The sequence below is a fragment of the Streptomyces vulcanius genome (assembly GCF_042653945.1).
GTDB classification, from domain to species: Bacteria; Actinomycetota; Actinomycetes; order Streptomycetales; family Streptomycetaceae; genus Streptomyces; species Streptomyces mangrovi.
In genome coordinates this window covers 255638-273005 of sequence record NZ_JBHSFK010000012.1, presented here as the reverse complement: position 1 = coordinate 273005, position 17368 = coordinate 255638, and the positions used below count along the sequence as shown (strand labels likewise).

Here is a 17368-nt window from a genome sequence, read left to right as displayed (position 1 = left end):
GTGCCGCATCACCTTCTGGAAGAGGGTGTAGGCGGCGGGAGCCAGGCTCATCGCCGTACCCGGATGGCCGTTGCCGACCTTCTGTACGGCGTCGGCGGCAAGGACCCGGGCGGTGTCAACCGCGCGCTGGTCCAACTCGGTCCACTCGAGGTCTGTGGTGGTCGGCTTGGTGCTCACCCTGAGTCAGGGCTCCTCTCCACATGTCGAATACCGGCTGTTCTGGGCACGCGCCCACCGGCTGCCGGCGCACTGGAAGCCCACCGGCCGCTGTCGAGCCTACCCCTGCGGGGACGTGCGTTTTTTCGAGCTGTTCCAGACTGCCGGGCGTTGCTGCGATCCGCCTGGTGACTGGCCGGAATCGCGCTTGGCACTTGAATACGGAGCCTTTGATCCGACTGCTCAATCGAGCTTGAGTACGACTCATCCGTACCCCCTTTCCCTGTCGCCTTCCCTGTCCCTCCGGGGGGTCTCCCAACACGACCCCACCCCCGCGAAGAGCGGGGTATGGGCAACGTCTAGAGTGGCGTGGTACGCGCGAGCCTTTACCCCGTATTCACATGGGGAGGCTCGCTGGGAGTCTCTGTCAGGGGTGTGCGTGACGGCCGTTGAATCCCGTCCAGTAGGGATGATCGGGACGAGCCAGAGCCCGAGCCGGCGGCCGTTCGGGGCCCGGGTCAAGGCGTTCGTGGCGCTGACCAAGCCGCGGATCATCGAGCTGCTGCTGATCACCACCGTCCCGGTGATGTTTTTGGCGCAGCAGGGCGTTCCGGACCTGGGCCTGGTGCTGCTGACCTGCGTCGGCGGCTACCTCTCCGCGGGCGGCGCCAACGCGCTCAACATGTACATCGACCGCGACATCGACGCGCTGATGGACCGCACCTCGCAGCGCCCGCTCGTCACCGGCATGGTCAGCCCGCGCGAGTGCCTCGCCTTCGGCATCGCCCTCGCGGTGGTCTCGACGCTGCTGTTCGGACTCACGGTCAACTGGCTGTCCGCCTGGCTCGCCCTCGGGGCACTCCTCTTCTATGTGGTCGTCTACACGATGATCCTCAAGCGCCGCACCTCGCAGAACATCGTGTGGGGCGGCATCGCGGGCTGTATGCCGGTCCTCATCGGCTGGTCGGCCGTCACCAACTCCGTGTCCTGGGCGCCGGTCGTCCTCTTCCTCGTCATGTTCTTCTGGACGCCGCCGCACTACTGGCCGCTGTCCATGAAGGTCAGGGAGGACTACGCGCGCGTGGGCGTGCCGATGCTGCCGGTCGTCGCCTCCAACAAGGTCGTCGCCAAGCAGATCGTCCTCTACAGCTGGGTGATGGTCGCCGTCTCGCTGCTGCTCACCCCGCTGGGTTACACCGGCTGGTTCTACACCTCGGTCGCGCTGGTCGCGGGCGGCTGGTGGCTGTGGGAGGCGCACGGTCTGCAGAACCGCGCGAAGGCCGAGGTGACGGGCGGGAAGCTGAAGGAGATGCGGCTGTTCCACTGGTCGATCACCTATGTGTCGCTGCTGTTCGTGGCCGTGGCGGTCGACCCCTTCCTGCGCTGACACGTGCTGACGTACGTCACACCGGTCCGCTCTCGTCAGTCGATGTACCCCTCGGTAGCATCCTGGCCATGGCAGACACGCAGCAGGTTGACGCGAAGGCCGAGCGCAGGACCGCCCGCCTGACCAAGCAGATCAACGCCTTCGCCAAGGAGCACGGCGGCGCCGAGGCGCAGGTCGCCCACATCGGCGAGCGCGGCGCCCGGATCGTCCTCGTCGGTGAGGACGGCGGCTGGGGCGACCTGGTGGCGCCCTCGGTGGACATCGCCCGCGCGGCCGTGGAGAAGTCCGGCGTCACGGTCCACGAGTCCTTCGACGGCGAGTTCGCGGCCAAGGTGAAGACAGGCCCGTACGAGTGGACCCGCATGGCGGGGATCCAGGTCGGCGGCCCCAAGAACGGCTGAGCGGCTCTCCGGCACTACCTGACACCCGGTTCACCCGTTAGGACCTTAGGAGTACGAGGTCCAGTCGCGGGAGTCCCGATGATCGATACGCCGTCCCTGGTGGACCAGTACTGCCACGGCATCCTGAGAACGGAGCTGGGCCTCGGCACCTTCGAGGCCCAACTGGCCCGCACCGAGGGCCCGCCCGCCCCGGGCACCACCCTGTTCGACACCCAGACCGGCTTCGCGGTACGGCGCTGGTGCCCCCCGCTGCTCGGTCTGGAACCGCACTGCGCGCCCGCCCACTATCTCGCCCGGCGCCGTGAACTAGGCGTGCTGGAGTCGGGCCGCCGGCTGCTGCGCGGCAGCGGCATCACGACGTACCTCGTCGACACGGGCCTGCCCGGCGACCTCACCGGACCGGGTGAACTCGCCTCCGCGGGAGCCGCCGAGGCCCGCGAGATCGTCCGCCTGGAACTCCTCGCCGAGCAGGTCGCCGACACCTCCGGGACCGTCGAGTCCCTCCTCGCCAACCTCGCCGAGGCGGTCCACTCGGCCGCCGCGAACGCGGTCGCCTTCACCTCCGTCGCCGGCGTCCGCCACGGCCTGGCCCTGGCGCCGGAGCCGCCCGGCGCGGGGGAGGTGCGGGGCGCGGCCGGCCGCTGGCTGGCGGCCCGCCGGGTCGGCGGTGAGCTGAGCGACCCCGTGCTGCTACGACACCTGCTGTGGATCGCCGTCGCCTCCGGGCTGCCCCTCCAACTGCACGCCGGGCTGGGCGAGCCGGGCCTGCGCATCGACCGCACCGACCCCGTCCTGCTGACGGACTTCGTCCGGGCGACGGCGGGTCTCGGCACCGACCTGGTCCTGCTGCACGGCTACCCCTACCACCGCCACGCCGCCCATCTGGCCGGGGTCTTCCCGCATGTGTACGCCGACTCCGGCGCCGCCCTCGTCCGCACCGGCGCCCGTGCGGCGACCGTCCTCGCGGAGATCCTGGAGCTGGCCCCCTTCGGCAAGATCCTCTTCTCCAGCGGGGCACGCGGCCTGCCCGAGCTGCACGTGGTCGGCGCCCGGCTGTTCCGCGAGGCCCTCGGACGGGTGCTGGGCACCTGGGTCGCGGAAGGCGCGTGGTCGCTGACGGACGCGCAGCGGGTGGCGGGGATGGTGGCGGCGGGGAACGCGCGGCGGGTGTACGGGCTGGGGTGAATGCCCAGGACCTGTCCTGCCTACGTGTGGGAACCGACCGTGGCCTCGGCCGCCCGCCCCGGCAGCTCCACCGCCGTCTCCGGGCGCTCGCGCAGCGCCAGCAGCACCCGGAGTACGGCGATCCACACCAGGGCCGAGCCGAGCATGTGCAGGCCGACCAGCGCCTCGGGAAGATCCGTGAAGTACTGGACGTAACCGATGACGCCCTGTGAGAGCAGCACCAGGAACAGGTCGCGGGTGCGGTCCAGGGGGCTCTTGGGGGATTCGACCGCCTTGAGGATGAACCAGAGGGCGAAGGTCAGGGTCACCACGATCCAGGCGAGCACGGCGTGCAGCTTGGCCACCGTCTCCCAGTCCAGCGGCATCCGCTCGACCTCGCTGGAGTCACCCGCGTGCGGGCCCGCGCCGGTCACCACGGTGCCGACGGCGATCAGCAGCGCCGAGGCGGTCACCAGGACCCACACCAGCTGCTGCACGGGCCTGCCGACCAGCGGCCGGGGCTTCCCGTCGCCCTCCCGGGTGCGCTGCCACATCACCGCGGCGACCGCGATGAGCGCCGAGGCGAGCAGGAAGTGCGCCGCGACCGTGTACGGGTTGAGACCGACGAGCACCACGATCCCGCCGAGGACCGCGTTGCTCATCACCAGCCAGAACTGCGCCCAGCCCAGCCGGGTCAGACTCCGGCGGTACGGCTTCTCTGAGCGTGCCGCGATGATCGCCCAGCCGACCGCCGCACACAGCACGTACGTCAGCATGCGGTTGCCGAACTCGATGGCTCCGTGGAAGCCCATGGCGCTGGTCGCGGTGAGCGAGTCGGCGGTGCACTTGGGCCAGGTCGGGCAGCCGAGGCCGGAGCCGGTGAGCCGTACGGCACCGCCGGTGACCACGATGACCACCGACATCACGAGCGCGGAGAGCGCCGCCCGCTGGACCGTCCGGGGTTCGGGCGTCCAGCGTGCGGCGATGAAGGCGAGGGGGTTGCGCACGGCCGCCAGGGCGTCGGCGCGGGTCACGTTCGGCACGCCACCATCGTAGGGCGCCGCTTGTGCACGCTTTCACGAGGGGTGCCCACTCCCACCGGCGTGCCTACTCCCAGCGGAAGAACCTCCCGGCCGCCGCCAGTCCCACGACCGCCCACACCGCCAGGATCCCCAGGTCGCCCCAGGGCGTGCCCGCGCCGTGCTGGAGGACGTCCCGCAGGCCGTCGGAGAGGGCCGAGATCGGGAGCAGGCCGAGGACGTCCTGGGCGGCGGAGGGGAACCTGTCCAGCGGGACGATGACCCCGCCGGCCACGAGCAGCAGCAGGAAGACCAGGTTGGCGGCGGCCAGGGTCGCCTCCGCCTTCAGGGTGCCCGCCATCAGCAGGCCGAGGCCGGAGAAGGCCGCCGTGCCGAGGACCAGGAGGAGCAGCACGGCGGCGGGGTTGCCGTGCGGGTCCCAGCCCAGGGCGAGGGCGATCACCGTCAGCAGGATCACCTGGAGGACCTCGGTGACCAGCACCGACGCGGTCTTCGCCGTCATCAGGGCCCAGCGGGGGAGGGGTGAGGAGGCGAGCCGCTTGAGGACGCCGTACCGGCGTTCGAAGCCGGTGGCGATGGCCTGGCCGGTGAAGGCCGTGGACATGACCGCGAGGGCGAGGATGCCGGGGGCGAGGAAGTCCACCGCCTCGCCCGCGCCGGTGTCGACGACGTCCACGGTGCTGAACAGCACCAGCAGCAGCGTCGGGATCACCACGGTGAGCAGCAGCTGCTCGCCGTTGCGCAGGAGCATCTTCGTCTCCAGCGCGGCCTGGGCGGCGATCATGCGGGAGAGGGGTGCCGCGCCCGGCTTCGGGGTGTAGGTGCCAGTGGCGGTCACGAGCGCAGCTCCTTGCCGGTCAGTTCCAGGAAGACGTCCTCCAAGGTGTGCCGTTCGACCGAGATCCGGTCCGGCATCACCCCGTGCTGCGCGCACCACGACGTCACCGTCGCCAGCAGCTGCGGGTCGACCTTGCCGTTGACCCGGTACGAACCCGGGGTCAGCTCGGCGGCCAGGGAGTCCGCGGGCAGGGCCTTGAGCAGGGAGGCCACGTCGAGTCCGGGGCGGCCGGTGAAGCGCAGGGTGTTCTCGGCGCCGCCGCGGCACAGCTCCTCCGGGGAGCCCTGGGCGATGACCCGGCCCGCGTCGATGATCGCCACGTCGTCGGCGAGCTGTTCGGCCTCGTCCATGTGGTGCGTGGTGAGGATGGCCGAGACGCCGTCCGCGCGCAGATCCCGTACGAGGTCCCAGGTGGCGCGGCGGGCCTGTGGGTCGAGGCCGGCGGTGGGCTCGTCCAGGAACACCAGTTCGGGGCGGCCGACCACGGCCATCGCCAGCGCGAGGCGCTGCTGCTGGCCGCCGGAGAGGCGGCGGTACGTCGTACGGCCGCAGGAGCCGAGGCCGAGCCGCTCGATCAGCGCGTCCACGTCCAGCGGATGCGCGTGCAGTTTCGCGATGTGCCGGAGCATCTCGTCGGCGCGCGCGCCCGAGTACACGCCCCCGGACTGGAGCATCACGCCGATCCGGGGCCGTAGCTCGGACGCCTGCCTCACCGGGTCGAGGTCCAGTACCCGCACGCTGCCGGAGTCCGGTCTGCGGTATCCCTCGCAGGTCTCGATCGTGGTCGTCTTCCCGGCGCCGTTGGGGCCGAGTACGGCGGTGACGCCCGCGCGGGCCGTCAGGTCGAGGCCGTCCACCGCCGTCTTGGCGCCGTACTGCTTCACCAGGGCCTGGACCCGGACGACAGGATCGGTTCGCATGGGTCCAGAGTCTAGGTTCGGCGCAGGGGGCTCAGATCGGCGGGTATGGAAACCGGTCACGCCCGACGGCGCGTGACGCGGGCGGACCTCACCACTCCTCCTCGCGGGGCCGGTGCACCGCGAGCCAGCGCTCGGCGTAGGCCACGGCGTCCGCGACCGGGAACAGCCGTACGTCGGCGGCGCCCACCCGGCCCCGTACGACGGGACGGTCCCGTTCGAAGTCGTGCCCCAGCTCGTCGAACCGGTCGGAGTCGATCGACACCTCGGTCATGATCTCCCAGCCGTCCGGCCCGGGGCGGCCGACCTCCACGAGCGGGGCCGGGATCCGGTACTCGGCGAGGTGGAAGCCGGTGCAGGTGTCGTATCCCGCGCCGAGCAGCAGCACCCGGGCGCCCAGTTTCTCCAGGCGGGCCAGCGGACTGTGCTCGCCGAGCCGGCAGTCCGGGGCGTGTCCCCCGGTGATCTCGGAGGCGCGTGCCCCGAGCGCCGCGAAGGAGGTCTGCGGGTGCGCGCTGCGCAGGGCGCCGGGCCAGGTGCGGACGGTCTCCGGGATCACCCCGACGCCTCGGCTGGGGGTGATCAGGGGGTCGTAGGCGGGCATGGTGGCCCGGATCGTCTCCCACCACTCGCGCGGCACCGGCGGGCGGCTCCACTCCGCGGGGTCGGACAGGTCCCCGGTCTGGGTCGGGACCACGAGTGTGCCGTCCGGGCCGAGGGTGTCGAGCAGTCCCTGGACGACCGCGACGGGGCCGCCGCAGACCCAGCCGAGTGCGCTGAGGGAGGAGTGGACGAGGAGGGTTTCACCCGTTTCGACGCCCACGGCACGAAGTTCTGCCGCGAGGGTGGCGCGGGTGACAAGTGGGCCGGTGGGAGGGGGTGTGGACATGGTTCGGAGTGTCCTCCGCGGAGGGTCCGTCGGCCAGTGAATTAGCCTGCCGTTTGATCGATCAGTGATCGTTTCCGCAGGTCAGATTAGGTATACCTAAGTGACGTAGGGCACCGTCCGCCCGTCCGGACGCGGCTTGCCTGGGTTCGACGAATTACGCAACAATGGCGTTGTGAAATACGTCGGCGAGGCTCGTGAGGAGCTCGCGACCGGAGAGCGGTCCACCCGCAACCGGGTCGCGCGGTCCATCCTGGACCACGGGCCGTCGACCGTCGCCGAGCTGGCCGGCCGGCTGGGCCTGACCCAGGCCGCCGTACGCCGCCACCTCGACGCACTGCTCGCCGACGACGTCGTACAGGCTCGTGAGCAGCGGGTGTACGGGGCGCGGACGCGTGGCCGTCCCGCCAAGGTGTTCGCCCTGACCGACTGCGGCCGGGACGCCTTCGACCAGTCCTACGACAAGCTCGCCGCGGAAGCCCTGCGCTGGATCCAGGAGCGGTTCGGCGGCGACGAGGCAGTCGTCGCCTTCGCCCGTTCCCGGATGGCCGACCAGGCCGCCGCGTACCGCAAGGTCGTCGAGGCAGCCTCCCCCGAGGAGCGCACCGAGGCCCTGGCCAGGGCCCTGAGCGCCGACGGGTACGCTGCTACGGCGCGTAGCGCGCCCCTCCCGCAAAAGGGCGAGCAGCTCTGCCAGCACCACTGCCCGGTCGCACATGTCGCCGAGCAGTTCCCGCAACTGTGCGAGGCGGAGACCGAGATCTTCTCCCAACTGCTCGGCACGCACGTCCAGCGGCTGGCCACCATCGCCCACGGCGACGGCGTCTGCACGACGTTTATCCCAAAGATTTCCAAGACCGTTTCCGATCTGCCCAACGCATCTGCAAGTACCGCCGGGAGGAACCCCGCATGACGCTCCCCATCGAGGAGACCGCCCACCCCGAGCTCGAGGGTCTGGGCACGTACGAATACGGCTGGGCCGACTCCGACGTGGCCGGTGCCTCCGCCAAGCGCGGCATCAACGAGGACGTCGTCCGCGACATCTCCCAGAAGAAGTCCGAGCCGGAGTGGATGACCAAGCTCCGTCTCAAGGGCCTGCGCCTGTTCGAGAAGAAGCCCATGCCGAACTGGGGTTCCGACCTCTCCGGCATCGACTTCGACAACATCAAGTACTTCGTGCGCTCCACGGAGAAGCAGGCGGAGTCCTGGGAGGACCTGCCCGAGGACATCAAGAACACCTACGACAAGCTGGGCATCCCGGAGGCCGAGAAGCAGCGCCTCGTCGCCGGTGTCGCCGCCCAGTACGAGTCCGAGGTCGTCTACCACCAGATCCGCGAGGACCTGGAGGAGCAGGGCGTCATCTTCCTCGACACCGACACCGCGCTGAAGCAGCACCCGGAGCTCTTCAAGGAGTACTTCGGGACGGTCATCCCGGTCGGCGACAACAAGTTCGCGTCGCTGAACTCCGCCGTGTGGTCGGGCGGCTCCTTCATCTACGTGCCCAAGGGCGTGCAGGTCGAGATCCCGCTCCAGGCCTACTTCCGGATCAACACGGAGAACATGGGCCAGTTCGAGCGGACCCTGATCATCGTCGACGAGGGTGCCTACGTGCACTACGTCGAGGGCTGTACCGCCCCGATCTACAAGTCGGACTCGCTGCACAGCGCGGTCGTCGAGATCATCGTCAAGAAGAACGCCCGCTGCCGCTACACGACCATCCAGAACTGGTCGAACAACGTCTACAACCTGGTCACCAAGCGCGCCGTGGCGTACGAGGGCGCGACCATGGAGTGGATCGACGGCAACATCGGCTCCAAGGTGACGATGAAGTACCCGGCCGTCTACCTCATGGGCGAGCACGCCAAGGGCGAGACCCTCTCCATCGCCTTCGCGGGCGAGGGCCAGCACCAGGACGCCGGCTCCAAGATGGTCCACATGGCGCCGAACACCTCCTCCAACATCGTGTCGAAGTCCGTGGCGCGTGGCGGTGGCCGTACGTCCTACCGCGGTCTCGTCGAGATCGGCGAGGGCGCCCACGGCTCCAAGTCGAACGTGCTGTGCGACGCGCTGCTCGTCGACACCATCTCCCGCTCGGACACGTACCCGTACGTCGACGTCCGCGAGGACGACGTGTCCATGGGCCACGAGGCGACCGTCTCCAAGGTCAGCGACGACCAGCTCTTCTACCTGATGAGCCGTGGCATGACCGAGTTCGAGGCGATGGCCATGATCGTGCGCGGCTTCGTCGAGCCCATCGCGAAGGAGCTGCCGATGGAGTACGCGCTGGAGCTCAACCGGCTGATCGAGCTGCAGATGGAGGGCTCGGTCGGTTAAGACCCCGCCTTTCGAGCAGCACGCAGATTCTGACGTAGGAAGAGAGCAAACCGACAGCCATGGCTGAGGCTCAGAACATCCCGGCGGGGTCCACCACCGCCGGCGCGATCGCGGTCGCCGCCGAGTCGACCGTCGCCACGCGCATGAGTGCGCCCCCGTCCTTCGACGTGGCGGACTTCCCGGTCCCGCACGGCCGCGAGGAGGAGTGGCGGTTCACCCCGCTGGAGCGCCTGCGCGGCCTGCACGACGGCACCGCCGTCGCCAACGGCCAGGGCGTCAAGGTCGACGTGCAGGCCCCTGAGGGCGTCACCGTCGAACTCGTAGGCCGTGACGACGCGCGGCTCGGCAGGGCCGGCACCCCGGCGGACCGCGTCGCCGCCCAGGCGTACTCGGCGTTCGAGCAGGCCGGCGTGATCACCGTCCCCAAGGAGACGGTCCTCGCCGAGCCGATCCGTATCGCCGTGCACGGCGAGGGCGGGGTCTCCTTCGGCCACCAGGTGATCGAGCTGGGCGCCTTCGCCGAGGCCGTCGTGGTCATCGACCACACCGGTGACGCCGTGGTGGCCGCCAACGTCGACTACCTCCTCGGGGACGGCGCCAAGCTGACCGTCGTCTCCGTCCAGGACTGGGACGACAAGGCCGTGCACGTGGCCCAGCACAACGCCCTGATCGGCCGCGACGCCACCTTCAAGTCCGTCGTCGTCACCTTCGGCGGCGACGTCGTACGACTGCACCCGCGTGTGTCCTACGCCGGCCCCGGCGGCGAGGCCGAGCTGTTCGGCCTGTACTTCACCGACGCCGGCCAGCACCAGGAGCACCGTCTGCTGGTCGACCACAACGTCCCGCACTGCAAGTCCAACGTCGTCTACAAGGGCGCCCTCCAGGGCGAGGACGCGCACGCCGTGTGGATCGGTGACGTGCTGATCGAGGCCAAGGCCGAGGGCACCGACACCTACGAGATGAACCGCAACCTGGTCCTCACGGACGGCGCGCGGGTCGACTCGGTGCCGAACCTGGAGATCGAGACCGGCGAGATCGTCGGCGCCGGGCACGCGAGTGCCACCGGCCGCTTCGACGACGAGCAGCTCTTCTACCTGATGGCCCGCGGCATCCCGGCCGACGAGGCCCGCCGCCTGGTGGTCCGCGGCTTCTTCGCCGAACTGGTCCAGCAGATCGGTGTCCCGGACCTCCAGGAGCGCCTGCTCGGCAGGATCGAGACCGAGCTGGAGGCCACGGTCTGATGGCCTTCGACCGCGCCCGTTTCGTTCGGGCCTGTGCGCTGAGCGAGCTGGAGGAGGACACCCCCAAAAGGGTGGAACTCGACGGCACGCCGGTGTCGGTCGTGCAGACCGAGGGAGAGGTGTTCGCGATACACGACATCTGCTCGCACGCGAACGTCTCGCTCTCCGAGGGCGAGGTGGAGGACTGTCAGATCGAGTGCTGGCTGCACGGCTCGTCGTTCGACCTCCGCACCGGCAAGCCGTCCGGCCTCCCCGCGACGCGCCCCGTCCCCGTTTACCCCGTAAAGATCGAAGGGGACGACGTGCTCGTCTCCCTCACCCAGGAGTCCTGAGGCACCCATGGCAACGCTTGAAATCCGAGACCTGCACGTCACCGTCGAGGCCGACAACGCCACGAAGGAGATCCTCAAGGGTGTCGACCTGACCGTGAAGCAGGGCGAGACGCACGCCATCATGGGCCCCAACGGCTCCGGCAAGTCGACCCTCGCCTACTCCCTCGCGGGCCACCCGAAGTACACGATCACCGGCGGCACCGTGCTGCTCGACGGCGAGGACGTCCAGGAGATGTCCGTCGACGAGCGCGCCCGCGCGGGCCTGTTCCTGGCGATGCAGTACCCGGTCGAGGTGCCCGGCGTCTCCGTGTCGAACTTCCTGCGCACCTCCGCCACCGCCATCCGCGGCGAGGCCCCCAAGCTGCGCACCTGGGTGAAGGAGGTCAAGGAGGCCATGCAGCGCCTCAACATGGACCCCGCCTTCGCCGAGCGCAACGTCAACGAAGGCTTCTCCGGCGGTGAGAAGAAGCGTCACGAGATCCTTCAGCTGGAACTGCTCAAGCCGAAGATCGCGATCCTCGACGAGACCGACTCCGGCCTCGACGTCGACGCCCTTCGTATCGTCTCCGAGGGCGTCAACCGCGTCCGCGAGACCGGCGAGGTCGGCACCCTGCTGATCACGCACTACACGCGCATCCTGCGCTACATCAAGCCCGACCACGTCCATGTCTTCGCCGACGGGCGGATCGCCGAGTCCGGCGGCCCCGAGCTCGCGGACAAGCTGGAGAACGAGGGCTACGAGGCATACGTGAAGGGTGGCGCATCCGCGTGACACAGCTGCCGGGCCTCCTCGACACCGAGGCGCTCCGCAAGGACTTCCCCATCCTGGACCGGCAGGTCCACGACGGTCAGAAGCTCGTGTACCTGGACAACGCGGCGACCTCGCAGAAGCCGCGCCAGGTGCTGGACGCCCTGAGCGAGTACTACGAGCGCCACAACGCCAACGTCCACCGCGGTGTGCATGTGCTCGCCGAGGAGGCCACGGCGCTGTACGAGGGCGCGCGGGACAAGGTCGCCGCGTTCATCAACGCGCCCAGCCGCAACGAGGTGATCTTCACCAAGAACGCCTCGGAGTCGCTGAACCTCGTGGCGAACATGCTCGGCTGGGCCGACGAGCCCTACCGGGTGGACCACGAGACCGAGATCGTCATCACCGAGATGGAGCACCACTCCAACATCGTGCCGTGGCAGCTGCTCGCGCAGCGCACGGGAGCGAAGCTGAAGTGGTTCGGCCTCACGGACGACGGCCGTCTCGACCTGTCCGACATCGACGAGATCATCACCGAGAAGACGAAGATCGTCTCCTTCGTGCTGGTGTCGAACATCCTGGGCACGGTCAACCCGGTCGAGGCGATAGTGCGCCGCGCCCAGGAGGTCGGCGCCCTGGTCTGCATCGACGCCTCGCAGGCGGCTCCCCACATGCCGATGGACGTCCAGGCCCTCCAGGCCGACTTCGTGGCCTTCACCGGCCACAAGATGTGCGGTCCGACCGGCATCGGCGTCCTCTGGGGCCGCCAGGAGCTGCTGGAGGACCTGCCCCCGTTCCTCGGCGGCGGCGAGATGATCGAGACGGTGTCGATGCACTCCTCGACCTACGCCCCCGCACCGCACAAGTTCGAGGCGGGCACGCCGCCGGTCGCCCAGGCGGTCGGCCTCGGCGCGGCCATCGACTACCTCAACGCCATCGGCATGGACAGGATCCTCGCCCACGAGCACGCGCTCACCGAGTACGCGGTGAAGCGGCTGGCGGAGGTCCCCGGCCTGAGGATCATCGGCCCGGCCACGGCCGAGGACCGCGGCGCGGCGATCTCCTTCACGCTCGGCGACATCCACCCGCACGACGTGGGCCAGGTCCTCGACGAACAGGGCATCGCGGTCCGTGTCGGCCACCACTGCGCGCGGCCGGTCTGCCTCCGGTACGGAATTCCCGCGACCACGCGAGCGTCGTTCTATCTGTACTCCACGCCGGCCGAGATCGACGCTCTGGTCGACGGTCTGGAGCACGTACGGAACTTCTTCGGCTGAGGGGCGTGAGCTGAGACCGTGAAGCTGGACTCGATGTACCAGGAAGTCATCCTGGACCACTACAAGCACCCCCACGGGCGTGGTCTGCGGGACGGCGATGCCGAGGTTCACCACGTCAACCCGACCTGCGGCGACGAGATCACCCTGCGGGTGAAGTACAACGGCACGACGATCGAGGACGTCTCCTACGAGGGCCAGGGCTGCTCCATCAGCCAGGCCTCGGCGTCCGTGCTGAACGAACTGCTGGTCGGCAAGGACCTCGCGGACGCGCAGCGGATCCAGGAGACGTTCCTGGAACTGATGCAGTCCAAGGGCAGGATCGAGCCCGACGACGCGATGGAGGACGTACTGGAGGACGCGGTCGCGTTCGCCGGAGTCTCCAAGTACCCGGCCCGGGTCAAGTGCGCCCTGCTGAGCTGGATGGCATGGAAGGACGCGACGGCCCAGGCGTTCGAAAGGAAGACGGCATGAGCGAGACCATCGAGATGAAGCCCGCCTCCGAGGAGGAGGTCCGTGAGGCCCTGCTGGACGTCGTCGACCCCGAACTGGGCATCGACGTCGTCAACCTGGGCCTGATCTACGGCGTTCACATCGACGACGCGAACATCGCGACCATCGACATGACCCTGACCTCGGCGGCCTGTCCGCTGACCGACGTCATCGAGGACCAGGCCAAGTCCGCCACGGACGGCCTCGTCAGTGAACTGCGCATCAACTGGGTCTGGATGCCCCCGTGGGGACCGGACAAGATCACGGACGACGGCCGCGAGCAGCTGCGGGCGCTGGGCTTCAACGTCTGAGAACGTGACATGCAGGTGTGGCCCCCGGCACAGGCCGGGGGCCACACCTGCATGCGGGTTCGGTTCCGGTCAGCCGAGGGGAGCCACCACACGGAACGAGAAGTCCGGGCGGTTGGTCGTGGCGTAGCCGTAGGGGTCCAGGCGCAGCGCGAAGTTCTGGTGGCGCAGGAAGCGGCCGGGGTAGTTCACCGACTCCAGCATGACCGCCCCGGAAAAGGAGGAGGGGCGGGAGCAGAACGTGGCGTCCTGCTTGAACAGGCCGGAGCCGTCGTTGCGTTCGGCACGCAGGACGAAGTTGCGGTGCCGCAGGTACTTGCCGTCGGACGTCTTGAACGAGAAGCAGGAGCTGTTGGTCAGGCCCTTGACGACGGTGAACGTCGAGTCCTCGCGGGACTCCGAGCCGCGGGGCGCGTCGAGCTTCACCAGACCGTCGCTCACATGCCAGTAGCGGTCCGGGTAGTTGACCGATTGCACCGACCTCTCGTAGCTGGACGGCGGCTTCGGGTCGGACGGCTTTTTCGTCGGCTTCGGCGTGGTCGTGCCCGAACTGTGCGCCGTGGGGCTGCTGTTGCCGCCCTCCTCCGCCGAGCCGCCCTTTCCGCCCTCCGCCGAGGGGGAGGACGACGCGGCCGAACTCGAGGCCGACGACGAGGTGTTCTGGGGGCTCTTCTCACCGCCCGACGCCGTGGCGCTGCCACTCGCCGAGGGCGAGGGCGAGGGTGTGGTGAAAGAGATCAGGCCCGACCCGGTCTCGTCGTCGGACAACGTCTGCCCCTCGCGGGCGTCCGACTGCTCGTCAGGGGTCCGGTCGGACACGGCGATCGTGGTGACGCAGGCGATGACGGTGGCCACGGCGAGGCCACCGGCCAGCCAGAGCCGCCGGGTTCCGGGAGCCCGGGAGCTGTCCGGGGCCCAGCCGTTCTCCCAGGGCTGATCCTGGGGAGGCCGGGACTTGTTTTCTGGCATGCGCTGTTCCTCCAGCGGCGCCTCGATCGGGCGGCCGCGACTGCGATGGCCCGATGTGCATGAACGGTGAAACAGTAGTGGACGCTGTGGCCTGTGTTCAGCCGTTTCAGTGAGCGCTTTCGATAACACTTTCGCCGCCGCCCTCGACAGGGGGCCGTCACCGGAACCGTCATCCACACGTTATGTACGCGCGTACGCATCGCGCTCCCTCGTTATGTACGCTCGTACACATGGGATATGTGATGCTCTGCGGAGCCATCGCCGCCGAGGTGGCCGCGACGACCGCCATGAAGTACAGCGAGGGCTTCAGCAGGCTCTGGCCCACCGTCCTCACGACGCTCGGCTACATCGTGTCCTTCACCCTCCTCGCCCAGACCCTGAAGACGGTCGGCATCGGCACGGCGTACGCCATATGGGCCGGTGTCGGCACGGCGACGATCGCGCTTCTCGGCCTGGCCCTGTTCGGCGAGTCGCTCACCCTCACCAAGGTCGCCGGGATCGTGCTGATCGTGGGCGGCGTTGTGGTGCTCAACCTCGGAGGCGCGCACTGATGCCCCGCCGTCACGACCCCGAGCGCCGGCAGCGGATCATCGACGCGGCGATCCGCGTGGTGGGACGCAGTGGCCTGGCCGGTCTCACCCACCGCTCGGTCGCCGCCGAGGCGGACGTCCCCCTCGGCTCCACGACCTACCACTTCTCGACCCTCGACGACCTGTTGGTGGCCGCCCTGCGCCAGGCCAACGAGGGCTTCGCCAAGGTGATCGAGTCCCGCGGCGCGCTGTCCGACCCCCGCTCGGACCTGCCCGCCGAACTGGCAGGCTGGCTCGGCGACTGGCTGTCCGGCGACCGCACCGGCGTGGAACTCGAGTACGAGCTCTATCTGGCCGCCCTGCGCCGCCCCGCGCTGCGCCCGGTGGCCGCCGAATGGGCCGACGACCTGGCCGCCGTACTCGCCCGCCGCACCGACCCGCTCACGGCCCGCGCCCTGGTCGCCCTCCTGGACGGCATCTGCCTCCAGGTCCTCCTGACGGACACGCCCTACGACGAGGAGTACACCCGCCAGGCACTGGCCCGGCTCGTCCCGCCGCCCGGTACCTGAGACAGGGTGCCGCTGGTTAGCTTCCGAACCCCCCATCCGGTTAGGTTTCCCTCATGACCGACACGACTGTTCCGAGCACCACCGGCGCGGTGGCCGCCGGCCTCGCCACCGTCGCCGCCGACGGCACGATCCTCGACACCTGGTTCCCCGCTCCCGGACTCACCGCCGAACCCGGCCCCTCCGGCACCGAGCGCCTCTCCGCCGAGCAGGCCGCGGAACTGCTCGGCGAGGGTGCGGCGAAGGCGATCGGCAGGGATGCCCGCCGAGGCGTCGAGGTGGTCGCGGTCCGGACGGTCATCGGCTCCCTCGACGACAAGCCGCTCGACGCCCACGACGTCTACCTGCGCCTCCACCTCCTCTCCCACCGCCTGGTCAAGCCGCACGGCCAGAACCTGGACGGCATCTTCGGCCACCTCGCCAACGTGGCCTGGACCTCCCTCGGCCCCGTCGCCGTCGACGACCTCGAGACGGTCCGCCTGAACGCCCGCGCCGAGGGACTGCACCTCCAGGTGACGTCCGTCGACAAGTTCCCGCGTATGACGGACTACGTCGCGCCGAAGGGCGTCCGTATCGCCGACGCCGACCGGGTCCGCCTCGGCGCGCACCTCGCCGAGGGCACGACCGTCATGCACGAGGGCTTCGTGAACTTCAACGCGGGCACCCTCGGCACCTCGATGGTCGAGGGCCGCATCTCGGCCGGCGTGGTCATCGGCGACGGTTCGGACATCGGCGGCGGCGCCTCCACGATGGGCACCCTCTCGGGTGGCGGCAACGTGATCATCTCCGTCGGCGAGCGCTGCCTGATCGGCGCCGAGGCGGGCGTCGGCATCGCGCTGGGCGACGAGTGCGTGGTCGAGGCCGGCCTGTACATCACCGCCGGCACCCGGGTGACGATGCCCGACGGCCAGATCGTCAAGGCCCGCGAACTCTCCGGCGCCTCCCACATCCTCTTCCGCCGCAACTCGGTCACCGGCACGGTGGAGGCCCGCCCGAACAACGCGGTGTGGGGCGGCCTGAACGAGATCCTGCACAGCCACAACTGACCGCCGGCATCCGCTCCGGGCGCCCTTCCACCGGGAGGGCGCCCGGCGGTGCACTACCGTGCCGGTGTGGATCTCTTCTCGCACTCATGGACGGCGCTGCGCGCGGCGGTCGCCGAACTGCCGGACGAGGACTTCCAGCGGCCCTCGGGGTGCGCGGGCTGGCTGGTGCGGGATCTGGTGTGCCACCTGGTCATCGACGCGCAGGACGTCCTGATCACCCTGGTCACGCCCGCCGAGACGGAACCGACCGTGAACGCCGCGACCTACTGGCACGTCGCGGACCAGCCCCCGACCGGTGAGGACCCGCTCGACGCGCTCACCGTCCGGCTGGCCGCCGCGTACGAGGACCCGGCGCTGCTGAGGTTCCACCTCGACGACGTCGGCTCCGCCGCCGGACGCGCGGCCGGACTGGCCGACCCCGGCGCCCGGGTGAGCACCCAGGACCAGGTCCTCACCGTCGCCGACTACCTCACCGCGTACGTCCTGGAATGGACGCTGCACCACCTGGACCTGATCGCGCACCTCCCGAGCGCGAGCGCGAACGTGACGCGGCCGACCGGTGAGGGCCTGGCCCGCTCCCGTGCCCTGCTGGAAAGCATCGCGGGCAGCCCGTTTCCCCGGTCGTTCACCGACGAGACCGCCCTCCTCGTCGGCACCGGCCGCCGGACAGCCACCGACGCGGAGCGCTCCGAACTCGGTGAACTGGCCTTGAGACTCCCGCTGGTACTCGGCTGACGCG

Annotated in this window: 21 protein-coding genes; 15 read left to right on the top strand and 6 right to left on the bottom strand. The window is 69.7% G+C overall.

What is annotated here, in order from left to right; all coding sequences use genetic code 11:
• Nucleotides 1-177: hypothetical protein (locus tag ACFPIH_RS20775; RefSeq protein WP_381173887.1), on the bottom strand; the 177-nt coding region annotated here is incomplete at its 3' end.
• 448 nt (nt 178-625) lie between these two features.
• On the opposite strand from ACFPIH_RS20775, the gene ACFPIH_RS20770 reads away from it, so the two are divergent.
• The 3 genes from ACFPIH_RS20770 (at nt 626) to ACFPIH_RS20760 (ending at nt 3129) form a co-directional block, all read left to right on the top strand.
• Entirely contained in the window at nt 626-1543 is a 918-nt protein-coding gene (locus tag ACFPIH_RS20770) for a heme o synthase (protein ID WP_381173371.1), read from the top strand.
• A gap of 68 nt (nt 1544-1611) precedes the next feature.
• Entirely contained in the window at nt 1612-1944 is a 333-nt protein-coding gene (locus tag ACFPIH_RS20765) for a hypothetical protein (protein ID WP_381173373.1), read from the top strand.
• Between the two features lie 78 nt (nt 1945-2022).
• Complete coding sequence (locus tag ACFPIH_RS20760; protein WP_381173375.1) at nt 2023-3129, top strand: amidohydrolase family protein; 1107 nt, start codon at nt 2023-2025, stop codon at nt 3127-3129.
• Between the two features lie 20 nt (nt 3130-3149).
• On the opposite strand, the gene ACFPIH_RS20755 is transcribed toward ACFPIH_RS20760, so the two are convergent.
• The 4 genes from ACFPIH_RS20755 to ACFPIH_RS20740 all read right to left on the bottom strand — a co-directional run bounded on the left by ACFPIH_RS20755 (nt 3150) and on the right by ACFPIH_RS20740 (nt 6792).
• Entirely contained in the window at nt 3150-4142 is a 993-nt protein-coding gene (locus tag ACFPIH_RS20755) for a COX15/CtaA family protein (protein ID WP_381173889.1), read from the bottom strand.
• A gap of 73 nt (nt 4143-4215) precedes the next feature.
• Nucleotides 4216-4932, bottom strand: coding sequence for an ABC transporter permease (locus ACFPIH_RS20750; protein ID WP_381173891.1), 717 nt, complete (start codon nt 4930-4932; stop codon nt 4216-4218).
• A gap of 50 nt (nt 4933-4982) precedes the next feature.
• The gene (locus ACFPIH_RS20745; protein ID WP_381173377.1) at nt 4983-5906 is read right to left on the bottom strand and encodes an ABC transporter ATP-binding protein; all 924 of its coding nucleotides are present in this window, start codon (nt 5904-5906) and stop codon (nt 4983-4985) included.
• Between the two features lie 88 nt (nt 5907-5994).
• Nucleotides 5995-6792 carry an AAC(3) family N-acetyltransferase gene (locus ACFPIH_RS20740; RefSeq protein ID WP_381173380.1) on the bottom strand — a complete coding sequence of 266 codons (798 nt, stop codon included), beginning with the start codon at nt 6790-6792 and terminating at the stop codon, nt 5995-5997.
• A 172-nt stretch (nt 6793-6964) separates the two neighbouring features.
• Between ACFPIH_RS20740 and ACFPIH_RS20735 the strand changes: the two genes are divergently transcribed.
• Genes ACFPIH_RS20735 through ACFPIH_RS20700 form a run of 8 tightly spaced genes read left to right on the top strand, consistent with a single transcriptional unit; the run spans nt 6965 to nt 13521 of the window.
• On the top strand, nt 6965-7702 hold the full coding sequence (locus ACFPIH_RS20735; protein ID WP_381173382.1) for a helix-turn-helix transcriptional regulator: 738 nt from the start codon (nt 6965-6967) through the stop codon (nt 7700-7702).
• Nucleotides 7699-9123 (top strand): Fe-S cluster assembly protein SufB, encoded by a 1425-nt coding sequence (sufB, locus tag ACFPIH_RS20730; protein ID WP_381173384.1) that lies wholly within the window; start codon nt 7699-7701, stop codon nt 9121-9123. Before ACFPIH_RS20735 ends, sufB begins: the two co-directional genes overlap by 4 nt.
• Before the next feature lie 59 nt (nt 9124-9182).
• On the top strand, nt 9183-10364 hold the full coding sequence (gene sufD, locus ACFPIH_RS20725) for a Fe-S cluster assembly protein SufD (RefSeq protein WP_381173386.1): 1182 nt from the start codon (nt 9183-9185) through the stop codon (nt 10362-10364).
• Complete coding sequence (locus tag ACFPIH_RS20720) at nt 10364-10696, top strand: non-heme iron oxygenase ferredoxin subunit (protein ID WP_381173387.1); 333 nt, start codon at nt 10364-10366, stop codon at nt 10694-10696. The genes sufD and ACFPIH_RS20720 overlap by 1 nt, the downstream gene beginning before the upstream one ends.
• Nucleotides 10697-10703: 7 nt before the next feature.
• Nucleotides 10704-11468, top strand: a complete 765-nt coding sequence (gene sufC, locus ACFPIH_RS20715; RefSeq protein WP_381173389.1) for a Fe-S cluster assembly ATPase SufC — start codon at nt 10704-10706, stop codon at nt 11466-11468.
• A complete protein-coding gene (locus tag ACFPIH_RS20710) occupies nt 11465-12721 on the top strand; it encodes a cysteine desulfurase (RefSeq protein WP_381173392.1) in 1257 nt (418 codons plus the stop codon). The genes sufC and ACFPIH_RS20710 overlap by 4 nt, the downstream gene beginning before the upstream one ends.
• An 18-nt stretch (nt 12722-12739) precedes the next feature.
• Complete coding sequence (gene sufU, locus ACFPIH_RS20705; protein WP_381173394.1) at nt 12740-13192, top strand: Fe-S cluster assembly sulfur transfer protein SufU; 453 nt, start codon at nt 12740-12742, stop codon at nt 13190-13192.
• Nucleotides 13189-13521, top strand: a complete 333-nt coding sequence (locus ACFPIH_RS20700; RefSeq protein ID WP_381173396.1) for a metal-sulfur cluster assembly factor — start codon at nt 13189-13191, stop codon at nt 13519-13521. Before sufU ends, ACFPIH_RS20700 begins: the two co-directional genes overlap by 4 nt.
• 69 nt (nt 13522-13590) lie before the next feature.
• On the opposite strand, the gene ACFPIH_RS20695 is transcribed toward ACFPIH_RS20700, so the two are convergent.
• Nucleotides 13591-14487 carry an AbfB domain-containing protein gene (locus ACFPIH_RS20695; protein WP_381173398.1) on the bottom strand — a complete coding sequence of 299 codons (897 nt, stop codon included), beginning with the start codon at nt 14485-14487 and terminating at the stop codon, nt 13591-13593.
• A gap of 230 nt (nt 14488-14717) precedes the next feature.
• Between ACFPIH_RS20695 and ACFPIH_RS20690 the strand changes: the two genes are divergently transcribed.
• The 4 genes from ACFPIH_RS20690 to ACFPIH_RS20675 all read left to right on the top strand — a co-directional run bounded on the left by ACFPIH_RS20690 (nt 14718) and on the right by ACFPIH_RS20675 (nt 17364).
• Nucleotides 14718-15038, top strand: a complete 321-nt coding sequence (locus ACFPIH_RS20690) for a DMT family transporter (RefSeq protein ID WP_381173400.1) — start codon at nt 14718-14720, stop codon at nt 15036-15038.
• Nucleotides 15038-15586, top strand: a complete 549-nt coding sequence (locus ACFPIH_RS20685) for a TetR/AcrR family transcriptional regulator (protein WP_381173402.1) — start codon at nt 15038-15040, stop codon at nt 15584-15586. Before ACFPIH_RS20690 ends, ACFPIH_RS20685 begins: the two co-directional genes overlap by 1 nt.
• Nucleotides 15587-15639: 53 nt before the next feature.
• Nucleotides 15640-16629: a 2,3,4,5-tetrahydropyridine-2,6-dicarboxylate N-succinyltransferase gene (gene dapD / locus ACFPIH_RS20680; RefSeq protein ID WP_381173404.1), complete on the top strand. Its 990-nt coding sequence runs from the start codon at nt 15640-15642 to the stop codon at nt 16627-16629.
• A 66-nt stretch (nt 16630-16695) separates the two neighbouring features.
• Entirely contained in the window at nt 16696-17364 is a 669-nt protein-coding gene (locus ACFPIH_RS20675) for a maleylpyruvate isomerase N-terminal domain-containing protein (RefSeq protein WP_381173407.1), read from the top strand.
• Nucleotides 17365-17368: the final 4 nt, after the last annotated feature.